The 20,428-nt window shown below is 71.0% G+C and carries 27 protein-coding genes; 19 read left to right on the top strand and 8 right to left on the bottom strand.

The features are described 5' to 3' along the window. Both AC0QU1_RS08240 and AC0QU1_RS08235 read left to right on the top strand, forming a co-directional pair. Nucleotides 1-390, top strand: a complete 390-nt coding sequence (locus AC0QU1_RS08240) for a hypothetical protein (RefSeq protein ID WP_483575809.1) — start codon at nt 1-3, stop codon at nt 388-390. Then, a complete protein-coding gene (locus AC0QU1_RS08235) occupies nt 387-671 on the top strand; it encodes a hypothetical protein (RefSeq protein ID WP_483575807.1) in 285 nt (94 codons plus the stop codon). Before AC0QU1_RS08240 ends, AC0QU1_RS08235 begins: the two co-directional genes overlap by 4 nt. Here the strand turns inward: AC0QU1_RS08235 and AC0QU1_RS08230 are convergent. After that, nucleotides 668-928, bottom strand: a complete 261-nt coding sequence (locus AC0QU1_RS08230) for a GntR family transcriptional regulator (protein WP_483575805.1) — start codon at nt 926-928, stop codon at nt 668-670. The genes AC0QU1_RS08235 and AC0QU1_RS08230 overlap by 4 nt on opposite strands. A 75-nt stretch (nt 929-1,003) precedes the next feature. Here AC0QU1_RS08230 and AC0QU1_RS08225 point away from each other — a divergent pair, with 75 nt between their 5' ends. From AC0QU1_RS08225 to AC0QU1_RS08210, 4 genes are all read left to right on the top strand, one after another. Beyond that, on the top strand, nt 1,004-1,261 hold the full coding sequence (locus tag AC0QU1_RS08225; protein WP_483575804.1) for a hypothetical protein: 258 nt from the start codon (nt 1,004-1,006) through the stop codon (nt 1,259-1,261). Nucleotides 1,262-1,609: 348 nt separating this feature from the next. After that, nucleotides 1,610-1,813, top strand: a complete 204-nt coding sequence (locus AC0QU1_RS08220; protein WP_483616474.1) for a hypothetical protein — start codon at nt 1,610-1,612, stop codon at nt 1,811-1,813. A 332-nt stretch (nt 1,814-2,145) separates the two neighbouring features. Next, nucleotides 2,146-2,559: a hypothetical protein gene (locus AC0QU1_RS08215; protein ID WP_483616472.1), complete on the top strand. Its 414-nt coding sequence runs from the start codon at nt 2,146-2,148 to the stop codon at nt 2,557-2,559. Between the two features lie 232 nt (nt 2,560-2,791). Further along, nucleotides 2,792-3,040, top strand: coding sequence for a hypothetical protein (locus AC0QU1_RS08210; RefSeq protein ID WP_483616470.1), 249 nt, complete (start codon nt 2,792-2,794; stop codon nt 3,038-3,040). 42 nt (nt 3,041-3,082) lie between these two features. On the opposite strand, the gene AC0QU1_RS08205 is transcribed toward AC0QU1_RS08210, so the two are convergent. Continuing rightward, nucleotides 3,083-3,592, bottom strand: coding sequence for a GNAT family N-acetyltransferase (locus tag AC0QU1_RS08205; protein WP_483616468.1), 510 nt, complete (start codon nt 3,590-3,592; stop codon nt 3,083-3,085). Between the two features lie 9 nt (nt 3,593-3,601). Further along, the gene (locus tag AC0QU1_RS08200) at nt 3,602-4,381 is read right to left on the bottom strand and encodes a GntR family transcriptional regulator (RefSeq protein ID WP_483616466.1); all 780 of its coding nucleotides are present in this window, start codon (nt 4,379-4,381) and stop codon (nt 3,602-3,604) included. Nucleotides 4,382-4,508: 127 nt separating this feature from the next. Here AC0QU1_RS08200 and AC0QU1_RS08195 point away from each other — a divergent pair, with 127 nt between their 5' ends. From AC0QU1_RS08195 to AC0QU1_RS08135, 13 genes are read left to right on the top strand one after another with little or no spacing between them, the layout of a single operon-like run. Further along, entirely contained in the window at nt 4,509-4,892 is a 384-nt protein-coding gene (locus AC0QU1_RS08195) for a hypothetical protein (RefSeq protein ID WP_483616464.1), read from the top strand. Nucleotides 4,893-4,895: 3 nt separating this feature from the next. Then, complete coding sequence (locus AC0QU1_RS08190; protein ID WP_483616462.1) at nt 4,896-5,279, top strand: hypothetical protein; 384 nt, start codon at nt 4,896-4,898, stop codon at nt 5,277-5,279. Next, nucleotides 5,276-5,536: a hypothetical protein gene (locus AC0QU1_RS08185; RefSeq protein ID WP_483616460.1), complete on the top strand. Its 261-nt coding sequence runs from the start codon at nt 5,276-5,278 to the stop codon at nt 5,534-5,536. The genes AC0QU1_RS08190 and AC0QU1_RS08185 overlap by 4 nt, the downstream gene beginning before the upstream one ends. A gap of 20 nt (nt 5,537-5,556) precedes the next feature. Then, on the top strand, nt 5,557-5,796 hold the full coding sequence (locus AC0QU1_RS08180) for a hypothetical protein (protein ID WP_483616458.1): 240 nt from the start codon (nt 5,557-5,559) through the stop codon (nt 5,794-5,796). Nucleotides 5,797-5,837: 41 nt separating this feature from the next. Then, nucleotides 5,838-6,062, top strand: coding sequence for a hypothetical protein (locus AC0QU1_RS08175; RefSeq protein WP_483616456.1), 225 nt, complete (start codon nt 5,838-5,840; stop codon nt 6,060-6,062). After that, entirely contained in the window at nt 6,062-6,310 is a 249-nt protein-coding gene (locus AC0QU1_RS08170) for a hypothetical protein (protein WP_483616454.1), read from the top strand. The genes AC0QU1_RS08175 and AC0QU1_RS08170 overlap by 1 nt, the downstream gene beginning before the upstream one ends. Next, a complete protein-coding gene (locus AC0QU1_RS08165; RefSeq protein WP_483616452.1) occupies nt 6,307-7,956 on the top strand; it encodes an FtsK/SpoIIIE domain-containing protein in 1,650 nt (549 codons plus the stop codon). The genes AC0QU1_RS08170 and AC0QU1_RS08165 overlap by 4 nt, the downstream gene beginning before the upstream one ends. Next, entirely contained in the window at nt 7,953-8,393 is a 441-nt protein-coding gene (locus tag AC0QU1_RS08160) for a hypothetical protein (RefSeq protein WP_483616450.1), read from the top strand. The genes AC0QU1_RS08165 and AC0QU1_RS08160 overlap by 4 nt, the downstream gene beginning before the upstream one ends. Continuing rightward, the gene (locus AC0QU1_RS08155; protein ID WP_483616448.1) at nt 8,390-9,145 is read left to right on the top strand and encodes a DUF2637 domain-containing protein; all 756 of its coding nucleotides are present in this window, start codon (nt 8,390-8,392) and stop codon (nt 9,143-9,145) included. The genes AC0QU1_RS08160 and AC0QU1_RS08155 overlap by 4 nt, the downstream gene beginning before the upstream one ends. Then, nucleotides 9,142-9,465 (top strand): WhiB family transcriptional regulator, encoded by a 324-nt coding sequence (locus AC0QU1_RS08150; RefSeq protein WP_483616446.1) that lies wholly within the window; start codon nt 9,142-9,144, stop codon nt 9,463-9,465. Before AC0QU1_RS08155 ends, AC0QU1_RS08150 begins: the two co-directional genes overlap by 4 nt. Continuing rightward, complete coding sequence (locus tag AC0QU1_RS08145) at nt 9,465-11,066, top strand: replication initiator (RefSeq protein ID WP_483616444.1); 1,602 nt, start codon at nt 9,465-9,467, stop codon at nt 11,064-11,066. The genes AC0QU1_RS08150 and AC0QU1_RS08145 overlap by 1 nt, the downstream gene beginning before the upstream one ends. A 15-nt stretch (nt 11,067-11,081) precedes the next feature. Then, nucleotides 11,082-11,312, top strand: coding sequence for a helix-turn-helix transcriptional regulator (locus AC0QU1_RS08140; protein WP_483616442.1), 231 nt, complete (start codon nt 11,082-11,084; stop codon nt 11,310-11,312). Between the two features lie 8 nt (nt 11,313-11,320). Continuing rightward, entirely contained in the window at nt 11,321-12,520 is a 1,200-nt protein-coding gene (locus AC0QU1_RS08135) for a tyrosine-type recombinase/integrase (protein ID WP_483616440.1), read from the top strand. 385 nt (nt 12,521-12,905) lie between these two features. Here the strand turns inward: AC0QU1_RS08135 and AC0QU1_RS08130 are convergent, their stop codons facing one another. From AC0QU1_RS08130 to AC0QU1_RS08110, 5 genes are all read right to left on the bottom strand, one after another. Further along, a complete protein-coding gene (locus AC0QU1_RS08130) occupies nt 12,906-14,861 on the bottom strand; it encodes a GTP-binding protein (protein WP_483575802.1) in 1,956 nt (651 codons plus the stop codon). A 130-nt stretch (nt 14,862-14,991) separates the two neighbouring features. After that, the gene (locus AC0QU1_RS08125; RefSeq protein ID WP_483575800.1) at nt 14,992-15,906 is read right to left on the bottom strand and encodes a tetratricopeptide repeat protein; all 915 of its coding nucleotides are present in this window, start codon (nt 15,904-15,906) and stop codon (nt 14,992-14,994) included. After that, entirely contained in the window at nt 15,903-18,425 is a 2,523-nt protein-coding gene (locus AC0QU1_RS08120; protein ID WP_483575798.1) for an Hsp70 family protein, read from the bottom strand. The genes AC0QU1_RS08125 and AC0QU1_RS08120 overlap by 4 nt, the downstream gene beginning before the upstream one ends. Next, complete coding sequence (locus AC0QU1_RS08115; protein WP_483575796.1) at nt 18,418-19,065, bottom strand: nucleotide exchange factor GrpE; 648 nt, start codon at nt 19,063-19,065, stop codon at nt 18,418-18,420. The genes AC0QU1_RS08120 and AC0QU1_RS08115 overlap by 8 nt, the downstream gene beginning before the upstream one ends. Before the next feature lie 65 nt (nt 19,066-19,130). Then, a complete protein-coding gene (locus AC0QU1_RS08110) occupies nt 19,131-20,423 on the bottom strand; it encodes a hypothetical protein (protein ID WP_483575794.1) in 1,293 nt (430 codons plus the stop codon). Nucleotides 20,424-20,428 lie beyond the last annotated feature (5 nt).

The following is a 20,428-nucleotide window of genomic DNA, read 5'->3' as shown; positions in this document are numbered from 1 at the left end:
ATGACCCGAGCAGCAGGCGGTCTGATCGACGTCGCCGACGTCGCCGAGGACACCGACTGGCAGCCCATCACCCTGGCCGACGGCATGGCCGCGGTGTCCGGGTTCACCCCGGAGGTGCGCCGACAGGGCATCGTCGTGTGGGTGCGCGGCCGCGCCAACTACGACAACAGCCCGGTGTGGGCCGGTACGCAGCTCGTCGGCACGCTGCCGTCCGGGTTCGAGTTCGAGCCGTCGCAGATCATCGAGGGCGGACCGGTCATGTTCGGCGTGTCCAGCTCGGTCGGGCGCCTGTTCTGCAGCCCGAACGGGCAGATCTCGATTTCCGGCGGATCCACGATCGGCACCGGGAACTTCTACCTGTCCACGCTCGGCTGGATGGTCGACCTGTGACCACCGACGACGTCGTGACCATCCTGACCGCCGTCGGCGACTCCTGGCCCGCCGCGATCGTCTTCGTCGCCGGCGCCGCGGCCTTCGTCACCTGGCGCGCCCTGCCCCGGCTCAAGGAGATCACCGAGTCGCTGCAGGTGCTTCGCTCCGAGATGAAGCCCAACAGCGGAAAGACCGTCCGCGACGCCGTCGACCGCATCGAGGCCAAGCTCGACGCCCACATCGACGAGGACAAGGCATGGAAGGGCCAGGTCGAGGAGCTGCTGACGCGCGGGGACTAGGCGGAGCCGTCGGCGTCGTCTGCGGACGCCTGCGCGACGTAGGTGCCCTTGCCCTGCACGGTCGTGACCAGACCGCGCTCACGCAGGAGTTGCACGGCCGATCGGGCGGTCGGTCGTGCAACGCCGAACTCCTCGCAGATGGCTGCCTCGGAGGGGATGCGGCGCCGCGGCGGATAGGTGCCGTCGGCGATCCGGGCGGCGAGCACGGCAGCGATCTGCTCGTACATCGGCTCAGGCCCGTCCAGGTCCAACGTCATATCTCGACCGTAGGTGTCCCGCGACGGTGCTTCTCGTCACCTGACATCATGTGACAAGTGCAGTACCTTCCACCCATGAGGAAGATGCCGCCCGAGGGCACCCAGGCCCGATGCGAGTTCTGCCGCGAGACCGTGATGCTGGTTCCCGTGCCGTCGCGGCAGTGGCACTGGCTGCACGACGGCGACCCGATAGACGGACAGCGCCACTGCCTCGGCGGCGTCCGCCACGAGCCGGGGCTGCGCACGCTGCACAAGCCCAGGGACCTCGCGTGGATGTACGACGCGGACGGCTACCCGCTGTCACCCACGGGGCAGCCGATGCCGGGCAGGTAGTCAGTCCGCAGAAAGTCCGCAGGATGTCCGTACGCGGCACCCGAGGACCATCACCAGCCAACACGGAAACGGCAAGATACCAACGTTCCCAACCTGACCAACGACAGCCGTTCGGTCGGTCCGACTTCGAGCTCTACTACGACATCTGACGGCCGGTCCCCCGTGACCTGCTGAGATGCGCCGAAACGGCGGCTGACCTGCACTTTCGTCTCGCGACGTTGTGCAGCGTTAGCCGCCGTTTCTCGTGATCCCGTGTAACTCTCGTGTAACTCGCCTGGCTGCGCGGGCCGCAAACATCACCCGGCGCGATGCGGTCCGCACGTCGAGCTGCCTGGGATGCTGGCCTCCATGGCTCACATCAAGTACGGCAGCATCGTGGTCGACGTCCCAAACAACGTGGTCGAGGGCGTCAGGGCCACAATCATTGAGGCGTTGGAATCGGACAAGGTCACGCCGTTTGACGTCACCGACGCCGACGGCGATAAGACCACGCTGTTCCTTTCGCGCGGAGTACCCATCAGCATCCACAGTTGGGACACTCCAAACTTCTGATGAGTTGCGGGTCTGTGACCCGGCCATACTCCCGGCTCGGGGTCCCTGGTCCTCCGTCATCCGTTGGCGCGGGGCACGTCTCGGACATCGGTTCTGCCGTCAGTGCAACAGGTCCCGCCCGTCAGCGCATGGGTGACGTGGTGCGCCTGGTCGGCGGGACCTGTTGCACTGACGGCGGGTTCGGTGTCAGGGTCCCGGTGAAGCCAATGGATGACGGAGGACCAGGGACCCCGCGTTCCCTCGATCCTCTTGATTCCTGCGGTGCCCGCCGGAGGCAAGATCACCCGTCATACAGCGGCGGTCACGGTAGCCGCGTCGATAGCGTGTCGAGCATGCGCAAGCACTACCTGGCTCTGGCATTGCTCCTGTCAACGCTCGCACTGCCTGGCTGCGCGAGCGAGCCCGAGGAACCCGAGGAACCGGCCCGGTCCGTGGATATCGTCGACGTGACGGACAACACCGGGTCCGACTGGTACGACGTCAAAACACCGGTCACGATCACGTCCGATGCTTTCGGCACCCGCATGACGATGGGGTTCGAGGTGCTGCACTCGAACACCGTGAAGTTCAGCCCACATGCGACCGTGTCTTTCAAGGACGGCACATCGATGATCTGCAAGGTTGACGATCCACGCCGTACGCCCGCACTCGTTGACACGCTGGACACGTGGGACTTCGAGTGCGACAGCGACCTTCCCGCTGATACTGACGATGCGTCCGCCGTCATCATCGACGAGTACGAGTGATAGGGCGGGCAGGGCGTCAGGGGTGCGGGGTGGGGTGCGCACAGCGAGCGTCAGCGAGCGGAGCGCGGGGCCCCGCCTCGCGGGGCCCCTGTCGGCCGGACAGCCCGCGCGCCGTAGGCGCGCCTTGATCTGATAGAGGTCAATTCGGCAGTACCCGCCTGCCAAGTGGATCGCAGGATTCACCCTTGGTTCACCTGCCCGGCCGCGCCAGTACGGTCGTAGCCTCGAAGACATGGGGTTCATCAAGGAAGTCAAGGCAGGTGTGGTAGCGGCAGACGCAAGCAAGGCGTGGGACGCGGGGCGCACCGTGTTCACGCCGATCCTCAACGTTCCCGCCACGCATCCCGGGATGTCCGGTGCGGTCGATGACATCGCCCTGATGGTCGAGGCCATCACTAACGTGGGGTGGCGTCTGCATACGTGGGCCGTGGCCACGGACGCCAAGGGCCGACCTCAGGCCATGCCGCTGTTCACGCGCTGACGGGCCACATGCTAGGGCGTGGACATCTACTGCATCAGATGGTCATGAGGGAACAACGTAGACGGCGGCCGGTTCGGTGAGGCCGTCGCCGTAATGGTGCGTGAGGTCGGCAACGCGCTGGGCTCCGAGGCGTTCGTAGAGTCGGATCGCGGCTCGGTCTTTGAGCATGACGTCGAACGCGATGGCGAGGCCCTGGGCCCTCGCGTAGTCGATGGCTGCTTCCATCAGGAGTCGCCCTGCGCCGCTACCCCGGTGGTCAGGGTCCACGAAGAGCCGCGCGGGGATGGCCAAGCGGTCGATGTTGCCGCCGATGTGCTCCTGCCAGGCGCGTGCGGCGTCGTCGTCGGATGCGGCTCGTAGGAGGGTGACTTGCCCGACCGGCTTGTCGTCTTCGGCGGCGGTCCAACTCTGTAGCTCATGGTCGTGACGTAGCCAGCCCTCGGGATCTGCAACGCCTTCGACGGGGTAGCCGTCCAACGCGTGGACTCGAACTAGAGCGGCGGCCAGGGCTGGTAGGTCTTCGTCGCGGCGCGGGCGGATGGTCATGGTCATGGTCATGGGCTAGTACTCCACGGGCATGTCGTAGTCGAGTGCTGAGTAGTCGGCGCGCATGCAGAAGTTGGTGACCTCGAAGGGCTGCTTCTCGGCGGTCATGCCGGTGTGCCAGAGGTCGATCATAGGTACGCCTGCGGGTAGGTCGAGCCCTTCCGCTTCTTCCCGGGTGGCGGGCCGGGCGGTGACCTCTTCGCGGATGTTGGCAATGGTGTAGCCGAGGTCTTCGAGCCTGCCGTACAGGCTGCGCTTGCCCAGGTTCTCGGCCTTGGCCAGTGCAGTGCCCTGGGCGATGGACCAGGGGATGTACGTGATGCCGATCTGCATCGGTATCTCGTCGGCGTAGTACCAGTTCTCGCGTCGCACGACGTCGGTCCCGGGCTCGATGCCGAGTCGTTCGGCGACGTGGGCGTCGGCGGGGATGCGCTCGGCGCTGCGGACCTCGACGCGGGGTGTCTTGCCCTGGGCCCGGGCTTCGGCGCCAAACGGGCCGTGCCTGGTAACGGCGCGCATCGGGGTCGTGTAGCGCAGGCGGCCGAACCGCATCCAGCGGGGCCGCTCGCGGACGAAGTATCCGCGGCCGTGCTCGGGCCGGACCAGGCCCTCTTGTATGAGTTCTTGGATGGCGGCGCGGGCGGTGTTTCGGGCGCCGTGGTAGGTCGCGGCTAGCACGCGCTCGGACGGCAGCTTGTCTCCGGCGTTGTACTCGCCGGAGTGGATCGCGTCCCGCAGCGCGGCGGCGATCGCGCGCGCTTCGGCGTTGTCGCCGTGGGGTCGCTGATCAGGCATGCGGCCAACTCTAGCGAACTGGTTCAAGCCACTCTCTTGCGCAACTGGCTCAAGCCAGTCTATGGTCTGGATCACTGGCTTAAGCCAGTTGACCAACGGGTCGCAGAGATGACTGAGGAGACAAGAGATGGCGACGTTCGCTGTAGACAGCAACCGACAGCAGATGATGGCGACCGGCGTTGTGGAGCCGGTCATGGACTGGATCGAGACGGCCGACGGCAAGCGCCGCCCGGGCGACGTCCAGGCCCGAGACGAGAACACGGGTGCCCCGCTGTGGGGCGTTGAGGTCGTGTACCAGTCCGTGTCGTGGGGCCGGGTCTCCACCGAGTCGGTCAAGGTGACGGTTCCGGCGCGGGAGATGCCCGCCCCGTCGCTGTTCACGCCGATCAAGTTCACCGACCTGGTGGCCTCGGTCCGCGTCGACCGGCGCAACAACGGCCTGTCCACCTCGTGGGAGGCCGCTGGCATCGCGGAGATCGCAAGCGCCCCGGCCCAGGCGAAGGCGGCCTGATCCATGGGCGCGAATCTGCGTACGTCGGGGGTGGCCGATGCTGCGGTGTCGGCCCCCTCGGCGGGGGACGTGCTCCGGTTCGCCGCATACGTGGCCGAACTGATCGGCGACGAGCGGATCGCGTCGATCACGTGGCACGGCGACACGGACCGGCGGCTGCACGTCACGGTCACGGAGACCGCGCACGGTGAGACCGTTGCGCACTTGCTCGGTCTGGAGTCGCGTGACGACATCACGCGGAAGGACGGTTCCGGGTTCTCGTGCTGGGTAGGTGTCTCCGGCGCGGTGCCAGTGTTCCTGTCTGCACCGCTGGCCCTGGGCGGGCGGCCCGAGCCACGTCCGCTCCGTTGGAACGAGGCGGCCGACGTCGGGGCGGTGGCGCGATGAACATGCCGCGTCACGCACGGATGGCGGGAACTCCCGGTACCGCCCCCTCGGGCCCGGTCCGCCGGGTTCTGACCCTGACTTCTCGGGCCTCGTGGCTGCTGGCCACGGCTGGCCTGGTCGCGTTCGTCGCCGGTGCGCTGACCGGCACGGTCTGGCTGGTCGGCGCCGGAACCGCAGGGTTCCTGACCGGGGCCGGAGTGCTCCTGCCGGTCACCCTCGGTCTGGCTCTCCTGCCCTGGGCCGGTGGTACCCGGTGACGCGCGCCGAAGACCTAGCCATGGCCGCTGACTACCTGTTCCAGGCTGTCAACGCGCTGCAGGGCGCCGCCCGGGTCCTCAACGAGACCGGGGCCCTCGGCGCCGCTGACCAGGCACAAGGCTTGCACGACCGGGCCAAGCCCATGCAACAGGAGATACGTCGTGCGGCTCGTGACGCGCACCGCGCCGAACGCCCCGAGTTCTACGACGAGCAAGGCCGTTGGGTCGGCCGTCAGACCGACGGCGGAGGTTCGCGCTGATGCCGAAGCGGTGGGCGTACGCAGGTCCGACCGATCCCGCGATGGATGAAGCCGCCAAACGCCGGGACCTCGTTGCCACCGCCAGAGAGGGCGTCACGCAGATCAACGAGGCATACGCATTGCTCGCGTTCGGCGGGGCGTACCTGGTCCCGCTCGATGAGGACCTGGGCGAACGGATCTATCAGCTCCGGGTGCAACTGCACGCGCTGATCGATGAAGCCGAAGCCCTCGTGCGACCGCACGAGGACAGAGAAGGGATGACCTGATGACACGAGAGACGACACGCAAGGTCAACCGCCGTGTGGTGGCAGCCCTGGAGGACGCACGGATCGCGGGTGAGCGGGCGGCCGAGGCATGGCACACGCTCATGTCTCATCTCGCCCAGGTCGGTGCGGCCACGCGGCTGCATGACGACCTGCACGACGACTCCGCTGCGCTGATGTCACGCCTGAACGACTTCCGCGACGAACTCAACCGCCGCCTGGCCGCCGAGCAGGACGGAGAGAGCCGATGAACCCCCGTGCTGCGTTCCGCGACTACGACGCCCGGGCTCGCGCCCGGATCATCGCCGCGACCACCGGCCGGTCTGACCGGCTCGGCCTTGTCTCGCGGATTGTGACCCGGCTCGTGCGGTTCACCGCTGGTCGCTCGTGGCAGTTCACCAGTGCCCTGGGCGTCTGGGCGGGCAAGAATCCTCTGCCGGTCGCGCTCGGCGTGCTGCTCGCGCTGGGCTGGTGGGGTGCCCTGACCGTGGCTGAGTGGCCCGGCGACCGCACGACCGGACCCCTGGTGCTCCTGGCGGTGTTCCTGTCCCCTGGGCTGTTCCTTGGGGCCTGGGCCGCGCTCGCGCCACGGCACTACCGGCGTGCGAAGAACGCCCGCGACATCCGCCGGGCGTGGTCGAAGATCGCCGCCGCGTGCGGTCTGGACCGCAAGCAGGCTGACGGCACGGTCGTTGTGTCTCGGTTGCGCAAGGTCATCCACGCCCCCGGCGCCGTGACCCTGCGAGTCCAGGTCTTCCCCGGGCAGACGATGGACACCCTGCGCCGCGCCGCCCCTGCGGTGGCCACCGCCTACGGGGCACACGGGTACGACACCGGGCAGGTCTCGCCCCGGGTGCTGGACCTGGTGCTGTTCACCACCGCCCGCCTGGCGCCCCGTGACGCGGTACTGCCCTCGCCCGACGCGGTCACCACGGACGCGGTCCCGGTGGGCCGGACCCGGGGTGGGCAGCCCTGCACGCTCGTGGTCCGGGGTCGGCACACGCTCGTGGTCGGTGCCTCCGGTGCCGGAAAGGGCTCGGTCCTGTGGTCGGTCGTCGGCGGCCTCGCCCCGGCCGTGCACGCCGGACTGGTGCGCCTGTGGGGCGTGGACCTCAAGAAGGGCCTGGAGGTCGAGACCGGCCGTGCCCTGTTCGGGCACGTCGCCTACACCGCCACCGACGCCGTAGAAGTCCTGCGTGCTCTGCTGCACGTGATCGACGAACGCGGCGCGGCCATGCGCGGAGTGTCCCGCCTGCACGTCCCAGCCGCCGGGGACCCGCTCCACGTGCTGGTGGTCGATGAACTGGCCGACCTGATGGCATACGCCGACACTGACACCCGACGTGAGGCCGAACGCCTCATCTCCAAGATCCTGACCCAAGGCCGTGCCCTGGGCGTCGTCGTTTTCTCGTGCGTGCAGAACCCTCGCCAGGAGGCTCTGGGCGGCACTCGGTCCCTGTACACACAGAGGATCGCACTCCGGCTGGACTCCGACGCCGAGACGGACATGGTGCTCGGCGGGCTGGCAGACCTCGCCCCAGCGCACACGATCAACCGCAACGACCCCGGTACCGCCTACCTGGTCACCGAGGACGGCTCCCCGGTCCTGGTCCGGTTCGACTACTGGTCCGATGACCTGATCCGGGCCACCGCCTTGCACTACCCCGCCCCGGCCGACCACGCCGCCCCGGCACCTCGGACCGGCCTGGACGCCGCTACCGCCTGGGCTCGTGCTGGTGGCCGCCTCGCCGCCGTCGAGACGCCCGACGAGGCATCGCCGGATGAGCCCGACGATGCCCCGGTCCGCAAGCGCAGGCCCAGAGGCCCCCGCAAGCCCCGCCCGGCTGCTCCTCCGGCTGCTGGCGAGGCCGCTGAGGGTCAGGAGGGCACATCGTGACCCGCCCGGTGTTGACGCCGCGTCGGCGTGAACTACTGGACGACCTGGCCCGCCTCGACGGACATCGCGTGTGGCTGCGCGCCCACATGACGACGGTCGGCGCGCTGCAGCTCCGCGTTGCGGACGACGACGGCGGCTCGTCCCTCATCGATGGGTACTCCGGACCTGGCACCGTGCGCCCGCTCGTGGATGCCGGGTACGTCACCCTCGGTGACCTCGAAGAGGTGCCCGACCCGCTCTGGGACGCCTACAGCGCGTGGATGGGCCGCTACCGCGCCTGGCTCGCCGCCAACCCGGACGGCTACCAGTTCCGCTACCACCGCGAGGTGGAGCCGTCCCCCGGCCGCCCCGCGTACCAGCGACGCGGCCGCCCTATCTGGATCACCCCCGCCGGGCGTGACGCCCTGCGCGCCGACACGAACGGAGAGCCAACATGACCCGCACCGCTCGTTCCGCCGGGCCGGTGGCCCGGATCGCGGCCGACTCCCGACCCGTGCTCGTGTTCACCGTGGCGCTTACTGTCGCCGTCGCCCTGGCCTCGTTCGCGCTGTCGTTCTCGTCGCTGCGGGACGCTGCCCTGTGGGGTCGGGTGCCTGAGGCCCTGGCGTTCCTCGTGCCGGTCGTCATCGATGCGAGCGTGCTCGTGTACGGCCTGGTGGCCCTCGTGCTGCGCGCCCGGGGTCGCTCCAGCGTGTGGGCCTGGACCCTGATGTTCCTGTTCACGGTGGTGTCCATCGCCGCCAACGCCGCGCACGCCTACGACGTGCCGCCCGCCGTCAAGGTCTTGGTGGGAGTGGTCCTGGTCGCCCTTGCGCCCCTGTCCGTGCTCACCTCCACCCACGCACTGGCGTCCCTCGTCGTGGCTGACGGCCCGACCCCGGCACCGGTCCGCAAGCCCAAGACCGCGCCAAAGCCCAAGCCCACGGGTGCTCGCAAGGCGCGTCCGGCTGCGCGCAAGTCCCGCCCGGCTCCCGCGGCGGTAGAGGCACCCGCACCGGTCCCGGCTATCGAGCCTGCGCCTGCTCCCGTACGAGTGCCTGTGGCTCGGCCGGCCGAATCTCCTGCCGGCACGCCGGTCCCGGTTCTCGGCCCGGTCCGCTCCTCCTCACGCCGCACGCGCAAGCCGGTCTCGCCCATGGCGATGCAGAGCACGCTGCCCGGTCTGGACCTGCCGGGGGTGATGGCATGAGTACCAACCGCCTGACCGGCGCGGCCTGCGCGACAGACAAGCACCAGGGCCTGCCCTGGACCGACGAGAACCCGTCTGCCGCGTCCCGGGCCCGCATGTTCGGTGTCTGCGCCACCTGCCCGGTGGCTGCCGCGTGCGCCCGCGAGGTCGCCACCAAGGAGACCACTGCCGGTTTCTGGGCCGGTGCCGACCGCACCCTGTGGCGCGAGCGGCCCGTCTCTGGCCTGTTCCAAGACCTGCTGACCGGGCTCCCGGTACAGGGCACCCTGCCCCTCGCCCTGCCCGGCCTCGACCCTGACCCTTCGGAGGTGGCGGCCTGATGGTCTCGTTCCGCACCGACCTCGACACCCACGGCTCGGGCCTCGACGTCGATGACGCCGCCCGTCAGGCACGGGACCTTGCCCGTGCTGGTGCTGAGGCCAACGGGGTGTGCACGTCCCCGGTCGTGCGGGCCGTGTTCGACCGTCAGACCGGGGTCACGCACCTGGTGCCGATCCCGTGCGGCTCCACCCGGGAGTCCAAGTGCAAGGGCTGCGCGGACAAGGCCCGCCGGTTGCGCATGTACCAGTGCCGCGAGGGCTGGCACCGCGACGACGAACCCGACCTACCCCCGGCACCCGAGACGGCCCAGGCTGACGACGGCGAGGAGAAGGAGGACGACGCTCCGGCTCCTGAGCGTGCCGTGCGCTCGACGCGGCGTCGTCCCGATGTCCCGGACCTGCCCACGCGAGAGATGGCCAGCGGGACCCTCGGGCGCACCTTCACCGACCCCCGGACCGGGCGCACGTTCCGGCCCTCGATGTTCCTCACCCTCACCCTCGGGTCTTACGGCCGGATCACACCCGGCACCGGGATCCCCGCCGACCCGTCACGGTACGACTACCGCACCGCCGCCCTGGACGCGCTGATGTTCTCCCGCGTCGTGGACCGGTTCATGCAGAACCTGCGCCGCTGCGCCGGGTACAACGTCCAATACTTCGCCGCCGTCGAACCACAAAGGCGCCTGGCCCCGCACCTGCACGCCGCGATCCGGGGCACCATCCCCCGCGCCATGGTCAAGCAGGTTGCCGCCGCCACTTACTTCGCCGCCTGGTGGCCCCCATGCACCGACGCCGATGTCGTCTACAGCGAGCACACCGAGCCGCCCGTGTGGGACGAGGACTCGTCGAGCTACCTCGACCCGGCCACGGGCAAGGCCCTGCCCACGTGGAAGCAAGCCACCGCCAACCTCGATGACCCGGCGCATGTGGTCCGGCTCGGTAAGCAAGTGGACATCAAGGGCCTGTTGGGCGGCACCCCGGACTCTGACCGGGCGGTGCGGTACCTGTGCAAGTACCTGACCAAGTCCATAGCAGGCACCTACGCCGCCGGTGACGACGCCGCCGACAGCGCCGCCCGCGTCGAGTACGACAAGCACATTGACCGGCTCCACGCCCACGTGCGGGTACTGCCCTGCGGGCCGGACTGCGCGAACTGGCTCCGGTACGGCGTGCAGCCCAAGCAGCCCACGCCCGGGATGAAGCCCGGTGCGTGCCTGTCCCCGGCGCACGACCGGGAAAACCTCGGCCTCGGCGGCCGCCGCGTCCTGGTCTCCCGGGGGTGGTCGGGCAAGACCCTCACCCAGCACCGTGCCGACCGGGCCGCCGTCGTCCGCCAGGCCCTGGAGGCCGCCGGGATCGAAGCCGACGACGCCGACCGGCTCTCCACCACGCAGGAGACCAGCGATGGGCACGCCCGGTACGTGTGGCGTGAGCCGGAAGCCGGGACCTACACGTACGCGGCCGTGATCGCCGCGAGCCTGCAAGAAACCTTGCGCCGTCGCGGGCAGTACGACGCGGCGAAACACGTCCTCGGCCTGGCCCCGCCAGGGTCACCCGGGCCTGTGGATAACCGTTCGGCAGTCGCCGTTGTGGCGGCTTAGGGGAGGGGCTGGGTCATGAAGAACACGAAGAACCGGCGGGCCAAGGAACCCAACGAGGTCCCGCGTATCGATGAGTTGTGGACCGTTGAGGAGGTCGCGGAGTTCCTGCGCCTGCCCAGCGTGGCCACGCTGTACCGGTGGCGCACCATGGGCACCGGCCCTGCCGCCTTCCGCGTCGGCCGCTACCTGCGCTACGACCCCGCCACCGTACGCGCCTGGCTGCGCGCCCAGGCTGAGGCGGCCTGATGGGCTCCGTGGAGAAGCGCACGCGCACCAACAAGAACGGCAAGGTCACGACCTTCTACCTCGCCCGCTGGCGTGAACCGGATAGCACGAAGCAACCCTCGAAGTCGTTCGCGAAGTTTACCGACGCTCAGAACTACGTCATCAAGATGGAGGGCGACAAGCTTCGGGGCGAGTACATCGCTGCCGACGCTGGCAAGGTCACATTTGAGGACTATGCGGAAGAGTGGTTGGAATCGCAGACCTTCGACGCTTCGACACATGATGCCGTTGAATTGCGCCTTCGCCTCCACGCTTACCCGGTCCTCGGCTCGAAGACACTCGCCTCGCTCAAGCCATCAACAATCCAGGCATGGCTCAAGAGCCTTAGTAAGTTGGCGCCGTCCTATCAGCAAGTGATCTTTACGAACGTCTCGGCCGTCCTTTCGGCGGCAGTGGCGGACGAGATGATCCGGAAGAATCCGTGCAAGGCGGACTCAGTCAGCCCTCCCAAGGTGACTCGTCGTCGCGTGGTGCCCTGGGAGCCCAAGCGGGTCCACGCCGTGCGTGCGGCGCTGCCTGAGCGGTACCGGATCGTCGCCACGCTCGCCGTCGGTCTGGGGCTCCGTCAGGGTGAGGTCTTCGGCCTGTCCGTTGACGATGTGGATTTCAAGCGTGGGCGGGTGACCGTCAACCGGCAGGTGAAGCTATTTAATGGAAATCGGCAGGTGTTTGCACTGCCGAAATTTGAGAAGGTGCGGGAGGTCCCGTTGCCCGCGACGGTACACAAGGAATTGAAGGAATACCTGAAAAAACACCCGACCGTGGCCGTTACTCTGCCTTGGAAGACCACGGACGGCGTGCCGACGACGGTGAATCTCGTTATCACGTCGCGTGAGCGGAAAGCGCTCAATCGGAACTACTTCAATCCGTTCATCTGGAAAAAGGCACTGGAGAAGGCTGGGGTTCCGACCGAACGGGACAACGGCTGCCACATGCTGCGGCATGTGTACGCGAGCACGCTCCTGCACGACGGCGAGAGCATCAAGGCCGTGTCGGAGTACCTGGGTCACTCGGACCCCGGCTTCACGCTGCGGACCTACACCCACCTCATGCCGGGCAGCGACAAGCGCACGCGGAAGGCGGTCGATTCGCTGCTTCGTGTAACCGGTGTGGAACTTCCGCCAAAATCTGAGGAGTCTGCCCAGGTCAGCGGTCAAAACGCTGTCTGACCTACGACATCTGACAGCCGGTCCCCCGCGACCTGCTGAGATGGCCCGAAACGGCGGCTGACCTGCACTTTCGTCGTGCGACGTTGTGCAGCGTTGGCCGCCGTTTCTCGTGGTCGCGTGTCACTGCGCCCTCGCGACGCTCCGCGTAGGGGTCCGCCTCCGGCACCTCGCCTGCGACGACGCTTCGCCGAGGCCCCACCGGCATCGCCCTCGGCCCCATGGTCGCGGCCGACCGCAGACGACCATGCACTTGCTGCCACGTCGGACACGATCCTGGCAGCAGGTGCATGGTCATCTTCGGGCGCTCAGGTGCGCGTGCGCTGAACGGGCGGTCTGCTGGGAAACTCACCGTCCACTCAATCCGTGGGCGCCAACCGAGCCGCCGTCAGTGGACCGGCTCGAACCGGTCGTGCTCCGTGCGGCACATGCCCTCGCCGCGAGTCAGCCCGGGCAGGTCCCGCTGCAGCGCGGCCACGCCGCCCGCCGGGATCTCTCCCCGCACGACGGCGATCCCCGCGCCCACCGTCCGCGAGTCGAACGGCACCCCGCCCAGCCGTCCCACCAGCGAGGTCACCGGTCCGACGACGTCGTCGGGCAGCTCGATGACGAACCGGTGCACCGGCTCGCACACGACCGTCCCCGCCCGCCGGACCGCCGCCGCGAGAACCCGCGGCGCGAGCCCGCGGAAGTCCGCCCCCGTGCTCGACATCGCCTTGTTGAACCTCTGGTGCATGTGGCTCTGCCGGGGCGCGTAGCCCGAGTGCGTCATGACCACGCGAGCATCCGGCACGGGGAACCGCAGCGGCCCGCGGGCCAGCTCGCGGCGCACGGTGTCCTCGGTGGCGTCGAAGAACGCCGGTGGCATCGACCCGCGTTCGCACTCCAGCTCGAACGTCACGCCCGCCCCGGCCGGCACGGGCTCGACCCGCAGCCCGATCGTGGCCAGGAACTCGTTGCCGTCCTGCTTCTTCACCTCCAGCGCGTGCCCCGTGCCGACCAGCCGCTCCGTGCGCGCCGTCCGCACCTCGCCGAACCGCGCGTCGACCCGGTGCTCCCGCTGCAGGATCGCGGCCAGCACCTCGCGCTGCACCTCGCCGTACAGCGACACAGTGATCTCCTCACCGCGCCGCCGCACCCGGATCAGCGGGTCCTGCTCCGCCAGCTCGGTGAGCGCGGCATACAGCCGCCCGCGCGCGTCCGGGGCGGCGTCCACGACGGTCTCGTACGACGGCGGCGGGAACTGGCTGGCCCGCTCGTCCCCCGGCCGCGCCTGCCCCAGGACGTCGCCGACCCGCGCCGTCGTCAGCCCCTGCACGACGGCGATCTGGCCGGCCTCCGCCGTCGTGCGCGGTTCGAGCGTGCCGCGGGAGGCGACGCGCAGCCCGGTGATCCGCTCGGCCCGGCCGTGCCCGAGGTCGAGCCGGTCGCGCATCCGCAGCGTGCCCGACCGCATCCGGACGAACACCCGCTTGCGGCCCTCGTCGCGGTCGATCGCGAAGACCACTCCGGAGAGATCGTCCGCCGCACCGTCGGCTCCGGCGCCACTCACGGCCGCCGCGCCCGGGACAGGCGCCGTCGTGCGCACCGCACCGTCCGCCATCGCACGCACCGCACCGTCCGCCATCGCGCCATCCGCCATCGCGCGCACCGCGCCGTCGGCCAACACTTCCGCTGCCGGCAAGTGCGTCCCCGCCACCGGCAGGTACGTCCCCAACCCCGCCGCCAGCTCCGCCACACCGGCCCCCGTCATCGCCGACCCGAACAGCACGGCATGGGCGCTCCCCCGCCGCGACTCGCCGGCGAGCCAGTCACGCAGGCCGTCGTCCGGCAGCGCCTCCACCCGGGCGGCCGGCGTTCCGGCATTAAGCACCCGCTGCACCGGCAGCACGTCGGGGCTGAGCCGCCGGGCGACGGCGTCGACCACCGCCTCCGGACGAGCACCGCGCCGGTCGATCTTGTTCACGAACACGATCACGGGCAGGCGCAGCCGCTGCAGGGCGCGCATCAGCACGAGGGTCTGCGCCTGCACCCCCTCGACGGCGGACAGCACGAGCACCGCGCCGTCGAGCACGGCCAGGCTGCGGTCCACCTCGGCGATGAAGTCGGGGTGGCCGGGCGTGTCGAGCAGGTTGACGGTGACGTCGCCGGCGGGGAAGGACGCCACCGACGCACGGATGGTGATGCCACGCTCGCGCTCCAGCGCGAGCGTGTCGGTGGTGGTGTCGCCGCCGTCCACGGTGCCTGGACGGTCGATCACGCCCGCGTGGTGCAGCAGGCGTTCGGTCAGGCTGGTCTTACCGGCGTCGACATGGGCGACGATCCCGAGGTTGAGGTACGACAAAGGCTGTCACGTCCGTGTTTCGGTGGGTCAGGGCACGGGGCGTGACAGCCGTCATCGGGGTTCCAATCTCTCGGGTGGCCCCACCATGCGCCGACGGGCGCGACCGGGGCAACGGATTTTCGCCCGCCGCCTACGGCACCACCTCGACCGTCACCGTCACGGTCTGGTTCCTGGCCCGGCCCGCCGCGTCCGTGTTGGGGTACGGCGGGTCGACGTCGCCCGCGCTCGCGACGTCCACGGCGCTCAGCGGGATCCCGCTGCCCGAGGCGACGGCCTGCGCCGCCGCGAGCGCGCGGGCCAGCCCCACCTCCGCGTTGTTCGCGTACGGGCCGCCCGGCACGGGCGCGGTGTCACTGGTGTGGCCCACGACGGTGACGGCGACGCCGGTCAGGTCGCCGAGCCGGCCCGCGAGGCCGGTCAGCGCCTCGCCGCCCCGGACCGACGCCTCGGCGCCGCCCGCCAGGAACACCGGGTCGCGGAAGGTCACGAGGACCGATCGTGCGTCGAGGGTGGTGCTCCACCGCGGGTCGGCGAGCGCCTCCCGGATCTCCCGGAGCCGGTCCGCCGTCGCCCGCTCAGCCGCCGCATCACCGCCGCCCGGCCCGGCAGCCACAGAGGACCGCAGCTCGCCCACCTCCTCCCGCAGCCGGGCGAGCTCCTGCGCCACCGCCGGGTCGGTGGCGGGCTCGGCGTCCTGCCGCGGGGCGAGCCCCCAGCCGGCCGCGGCCCCGCCCGCGGCGATCAGGACGCCGACCAGCGCGGCGCCCGCGGCCACGCCCGCGCGCCCGGAGCGCTTGCCGGCCCAGGTCTCGCGGATCCGACGGCGTCCTTCGCGCGCGCCGGTGTGCTCCGGGTCGAGCTGCTCGACGCGGGCCCAGCACGCGTCGGCCCCGACGAGGTCGCCGCGCTGGGCGTGGATGCGCGCGAGCAGGTCGAGCACCGCGACGTCGTCGCTGTCCTGGCCGCCGAGCGTGTCGAGGAGCTGCCGGGCAGTGTCGTACCGGCCGGCGCGGGCGTGGCGGGTGGCGGCGTCGACGGTGCTCATCGCTGGCCGTCCCCTCGGCCGAGGTGCCCGAGGTTGCCCGGGCGGTACTGCGACGTCGTGCCACCCTGGTCGACGAACCGGTAGAGCCTCGCGTTGATCCGGTCGAGCCGGGCCAGGTCGCCCCGGGCGACCGCCTGGCGCCCGTCGGCCAGGAGGCTCTGCACCTCGCGGCGCGGGTCGCCGTCGAGCTCGCTCTCCAGCCCGCTGAACCGGACCAGCGGCAGCTCCCCGCTGTCCTGGAGCACGCGGATCGCGATGGCCCTGACCTCCTCGGTCCGACGTTCGATGACCGTCCGGTTGCCGTCCGCGATGGCCTCCTCGAGGTCGGCCTCGGCCCGACGCAGGTCCGCGGCGTGACGGCTCCCGCCCGCGTGCTCGACGACCTCCTGCGCGATGGTCTGCGCCGCCCGGCCGTCCTCGACGACCTTCGGCAGCTCCAGCAGCTCGTCCACCTCGTCCAGCGCGGTGTCGGCGTCGAGCAGGCGCGCCTGGCAGGTCGCCACGGCGTCCTGGTCGGCCTCGGCCTGGCGCAGCAGCCGGTCGATCTCGTCGAACACGCCGTCCGAGTCCACCCGGTCGAGGCGGGCCGCCGCCTCGGTCGCCCGCATCACCTCGGCCTGGCTCCGCAGGTCGTGGTAGCGGGCCTCGACCGCGGCGCGCGTCGCCTTGAGGTCCGCGACGCCGGGCAGCACGGGCCGGGCGAGGTCGACGTCGATGGGGAACTCCGCGTCGAGGAACGGGACGAACGCGTCGGCCTTGATCCGGAAGCTGGCGTCGACGTGCAGGGTCACCTCGACCTCCGTGCCCTCGGGCACGTCGCGCGAGATGTCGTGCGCGCGGACGTCGAGCTGTCCCACGACCGTGTTGCGATCGGCCCGCGGATGCTCGCCGGACAGGATCGGGATCCGGATCAGGCCGTCGCCGGACAGCCGGTTGACGGCCTGCGTGGTCCGCAGGCCGTGGATCCGGCCCGTGCTCGGCAGCTCCGTGTTCCGCCGGACCAGGGGCTCCACCGTGTTGTCCACCAGGCCGATGCCGAGCGAGTGGCTCATCGTCGGGGCGCCGCCCATCCCGCCGCTCTTGCGCTGGTAGGTGAGGCCGGTCGTCGCCGTCTCGACCTGAGACCCGGCCGGGTCGCGCAGCGTCACGGTGAACGAGTGGGTCGCGTACGCCTCGGCGAGCAGCCGCACCGAGAACGTCCCGTCCGCGCGGAGCGCCACGGCCCCGGTGCTCCAGACCGGCGCGGCGGTCGTGTTGCGGAGCTCGACCGTCCAGCCGGACCAGTCCTGGACGTCGTCGGCCTGTGCCCGGCCGCCGACGAGCGGGTCGGGGTCGAGGCCCGCCGGGCCGTACTCGAGGATGAGCTGGATCCGGCCGTGCTCCGCCGGGTCGCCCGCCTGGACCCGGAGGCGCTGGGTCGCCGCGTAGACGGCGGCGCCGCGGGCCACGACGGTCATCGGGTCCAGGCTGTGGTCAAGCGGGATGCCGAGGCCGTCGGCCGGGTCGGTCAGCATCTCCCGCACCAGGGTGAGCTGGGACGAGCCGCCGACGAGCAGGACGCGTTCGAACGCCTCCGGCCCGATCCCGCTCTCGGACAGCGACTGGCGGCACAGCCGGATCGAGCTGGCCACCAGGGGCCGCGCGACGCCGTCGAGGTCGGCGCGGGTCAGCTCGCAGTAGAACTCGACCGAGCGGCCGGTGTCGATGGTGACCTCGGCCTCGACGTCCACCGTCTCCTGCTGCGACAGCTCGATCTTCGCGCTCTCCGCCAGGTCCTTGAGCTGGGCGAGGGCGCCACGGTACCGGGGGTCGTCCAGGGTGACGTCGCCGAGGCCGGGCTCCTGGCGCAGGCGCGGGAGGAGGTGGTCCTCGACGAGCGCCCAGTCGATCCGCTTGCCGCCCAGCGAGTTGTCGCCGGCATGGTTGACCACGAGGAACTCGCCGTCCTCGATCTTGACCACCGCGGCGTCGAACGTGCCGCCGCCGAAGTCGTAGACCAGCCAGAACCCCCGGTCGGGCACGTCGGCGGCGTCGGCGGTGTACGCCCAGACGGCGGCGGTGGGCTCCTGCAGCAGCGGCGCCTCGCGCAGCCCGGCGAGCTCGGCCGCCCGGCTGGTCGCGGCCGTCTGGTCCGCCGTGAACGCGGCAGGGACCGTGATGACGGCGGTCTCGATCTGCTCGCCCGTCCGGCGCTGCACGTCGCCGCGCAGCGACTTGAGCACCTCCGCCGACATCTCCTCCGGCGACATGGTCCGGCCGGACTCCTCGAACAGCTTGTCCTGGTCGTGCCGGCCCATGCGCAGCTTGAACTCCGCGCACGCGTTGCCCGGGTCGGACACGACCCGGTCGCGCGCCTGCTGCCCGACCCGCAGGTTCCCCGACCGGTTCACGTAGACCGCCGACGGCGTGAACTCCAGGTTCCGGTTGTTGCGGATCACCTCGGCGCTGGCGCCCCTGGCCACCGCCACGGCGCTGTTGGTGGTGCCGAGGTCGATCCCGAAGTCGATGGTGTCACGCATCGTCCTGCCCCTTCCGCTCGGGTACTGCCTGCTCGGGTACTGCCTCGTCCGGCGCCGCCTCCTCCGGCACCGGCACCGCCCTCTCCGGCACCGCCACGATCACTTCCCCCTCCTGGATCACGCGCCCCGCGCGCCGCACCGAGGGCCGGACCGTCTCGATGACGGTCTCCTCCGTCACGTCCGGGGCGTCCTGGTAGGCCAGGACGCGCAGCTCCATCCCGACGTCGAACCGGAGCCCGTCGTGGCCGTGCGCCTCGATCCCGGCACCGGTCAGCCGGTCGGCCGCGGCGCTCAGGTAGCGGCTCGCCCAGCGCACCGCGCGCGGCGCGTCCCGTTCGGCGTCGGGCCCGTCCACCTTGCGGCGGGCCCGCCAGATCTCCGTGGCGAGGTCGGCGACCACCCGGTCCGGCAGGTCGTCCGGCACGGGCGGCTCCCCGGCGGCAGCTCCAGCGGTGGTCCCAGTGGGCACGACGGCGGAGGCGTCACCCGCCCGGTCCGGCGTCGTCTCGGGTGCCGGGGGCTCCGCCGGGCCGGGCACCTCGGCGAGCGCCGCGATCCGGAACTCGGCGGGGAACCGGCGCTGCCGGGACCAGGCCATCAGGCTGGAGGCGCCCTCCCGGCGCCGTGGTGCGGCGTTCATCCATCCACTCCTTACGTTCGTGTGCGCGGAGCCCGGCGTGGCGCGGGCTGCACGGCGTCCCGGGGCTACCTGCCGAACAGGTCCTGGAAGAACTCGATGATCTGCGCGACCACGCCGATCGCCACGAAGCCCCCGAAGATGCCGCCGAGGACGGGCCAGACCGGCCCGATGTCGAGCTGGTTGAGGAGCCACCACGAGGCCACCCCGCCGATCACGAAGAGGACCGTGAGCACGAGGCACCCGAGGTCGGCGTCCTGGGACGCCCCGACCGGGGCCCCGCCGCGCTGGGCCGAGGCGCCCCGCCACGCGGGCGTGCGACCGGCGCCGGACGCCACGAGCTCCTCGAGGTCCGCGAGGTTCTTGTCCACCATCTCCGTCACCGTCGGGGACCATGCCAGCGAGCGGGCCCGGCGGAGCAGGTCGAGGGCAGGCGCGGAGGGCAGCGCGCCCCGCCCGTCCTCCAGGAACTCGTTGACGTACGCGACCACACGGTTGTTGACGGCGTGCGCCACCTCGTCCCGGCAGGCGCCGGCCAGGTCGTCGTCGGCGCCCAGCACGGTCGTGATGGTCGTCAGCGGAGCCTGCGTCCCGTCGAGCAGGTCCCGGGCGGCCGTGAGCCCGACGGCGGGGTCGGAGCTGCGCGCCGTCTCGCACGCCTCCCGGACGCGGCCGGCCGACGGCTCGACGGCCGCCCGGGCGACCTCGCGCACCTGCCGCGGCTCGAACCCCGCCTGGCGGAGCACCGCGAGGTGCGGCTCCGCCTGCGCCCGGCTGACGGCGGCGGCCCGCACCGCCAGCCCCACGGTCACCCCGATGACGTGCTCCGGCAGCCGTTCCCGCAGGGCGCGGAGCACGGCGACGGACAGGCGCGGGTCGTCGATCTCGGCCGCCCGCCGTCGGACCCACCCCCAGGTCTCCCCGGTGGCGAACGCCTGCGCCGACAGGCGCAGGCCCGACCGCCAGTCGTCCCAGGTCTCCTGCTCCGCGACCTTCCCGTCGCGGGTGGTCGCCTCCAGCGCGCGACAGTGCGCGAAGATCGCGTGCTCGTGCCAGCTCGCCTGCTCCGGGCGCAGCCAGAACAGCTCGTGCACCAGCCGCGCGAGCGGGTCGCGCAGCACCTCGAAGGCCGCGCGCTGCGCGTCACCGTCGTCCGACGGCGGCAGCGGCACGTCACGCTCGGCGACGGGCGGCACGTAGTAGGGGTTGCGGAGCTCCTCCTGGAGCCGCCGGATCTGCCGGGGCGTCGCGGTGGTGGGCAGGCCGGTCACCCGGAACGCGTTGTTCCGGTACAGGCCGTGGCCGGCGAGCGGGCGCAGCACGCGGTCGAGCTCGCGCGCGACGTCGGACGTGGTGCTCATCGCGG

The organism is Promicromonospora noduliphila, assembly GCF_056951025.1.
Note: the sequence above shows the minus strand (reverse complement) of the source record. Positions and strands in the feature narration are given on the sequence as shown.

Coding starts and splice junctions, on each gene's coding strand:
- AC0QU1_RS08240 (WP_483575809.1), top strand. CDS start 1: ATGACCCGAGCAGCAGGCGGTCTGATCGACGTCGCCGACGTCGCCGAG.
- AC0QU1_RS08230 (WP_483575805.1), bottom strand. CDS start 928: ATGACGTTGGACCTGGACGGGCCTGAGCCGATGTACGAGCAGATCGCT.
- AC0QU1_RS08225 (WP_483575804.1), top strand. CDS start 1,004: ATGAGGAAGATGCCGCCCGAGGGCACCCAGGCCCGATGCGAGTTCTGC.
- AC0QU1_RS08220 (WP_483616474.1), top strand. CDS start 1,610: ATGGCTCACATCAAGTACGGCAGCATCGTGGTCGACGTCCCAAACAAC.
- AC0QU1_RS08215 (WP_483616472.1), top strand. CDS start 2,146: ATGCGCAAGCACTACCTGGCTCTGGCATTGCTCCTGTCAACGCTCGCA.
- AC0QU1_RS08210 (WP_483616470.1), top strand. CDS start 2,792: ATGGGGTTCATCAAGGAAGTCAAGGCAGGTGTGGTAGCGGCAGACGCA.
- AC0QU1_RS08205 (WP_483616468.1), bottom strand. CDS start 3,592: ATGACCATGACCATCCGCCCGCGCCGCGACGAAGACCTACCAGCCCTG.
- AC0QU1_RS08200 (WP_483616466.1), bottom strand. CDS start 4,381: ATGCCTGATCAGCGACCCCACGGCGACAACGCCGAAGCGCGCGCGATC.
- AC0QU1_RS08195 (WP_483616464.1), top strand. CDS start 4,509: ATGGCGACGTTCGCTGTAGACAGCAACCGACAGCAGATGATGGCGACC.
- AC0QU1_RS08190 (WP_483616462.1), top strand. CDS start 4,896: ATGGGCGCGAATCTGCGTACGTCGGGGGTGGCCGATGCTGCGGTGTCG.
- AC0QU1_RS08185 (WP_483616460.1), top strand. CDS start 5,276: ATGAACATGCCGCGTCACGCACGGATGGCGGGAACTCCCGGTACCGCC.
- AC0QU1_RS08180 (WP_483616458.1), top strand. CDS start 5,557: ATGGCCGCTGACTACCTGTTCCAGGCTGTCAACGCGCTGCAGGGCGCC.
- AC0QU1_RS08175 (WP_483616456.1), top strand. CDS start 5,838: ATGGATGAAGCCGCCAAACGCCGGGACCTCGTTGCCACCGCCAGAGAG.
- AC0QU1_RS08170 (WP_483616454.1), top strand. CDS start 6,062: ATGACACGAGAGACGACACGCAAGGTCAACCGCCGTGTGGTGGCAGCC.
- AC0QU1_RS08165 (WP_483616452.1), top strand. CDS start 6,307: ATGAACCCCCGTGCTGCGTTCCGCGACTACGACGCCCGGGCTCGCGCC.
- AC0QU1_RS08155 (WP_483616448.1), top strand. CDS start 8,390: ATGACCCGCACCGCTCGTTCCGCCGGGCCGGTGGCCCGGATCGCGGCC.
- AC0QU1_RS08150 (WP_483616446.1), top strand. CDS start 9,142: ATGAGTACCAACCGCCTGACCGGCGCGGCCTGCGCGACAGACAAGCAC.
- AC0QU1_RS08145 (WP_483616444.1), top strand. CDS start 9,465: ATGGTCTCGTTCCGCACCGACCTCGACACCCACGGCTCGGGCCTCGAC.
- AC0QU1_RS08140 (WP_483616442.1), top strand. CDS start 11,082: ATGAAGAACACGAAGAACCGGCGGGCCAAGGAACCCAACGAGGTCCCG.
- AC0QU1_RS08125 (WP_483575800.1), bottom strand. CDS start 15,906: ATGAGCACCGTCGACGCCGCCACCCGCCACGCCCGCGCCGGCCGGTAC.
- AC0QU1_RS08120 (WP_483575798.1), bottom strand. CDS start 18,425: ATGCGTGACACCATCGACTTCGGGATCGACCTCGGCACCACCAACAGC.
- AC0QU1_RS08115 (WP_483575796.1), bottom strand. CDS start 19,065: ATGAACGCCGCACCACGGCGCCGGGAGGGCGCCTCCAGCCTGATGGCC.
- AC0QU1_RS08110 (WP_483575794.1), bottom strand. CDS start 20,423: ATGAGCACCACGTCCGACGTCGCGCGCGAGCTCGACCGCGTGCTGCGC.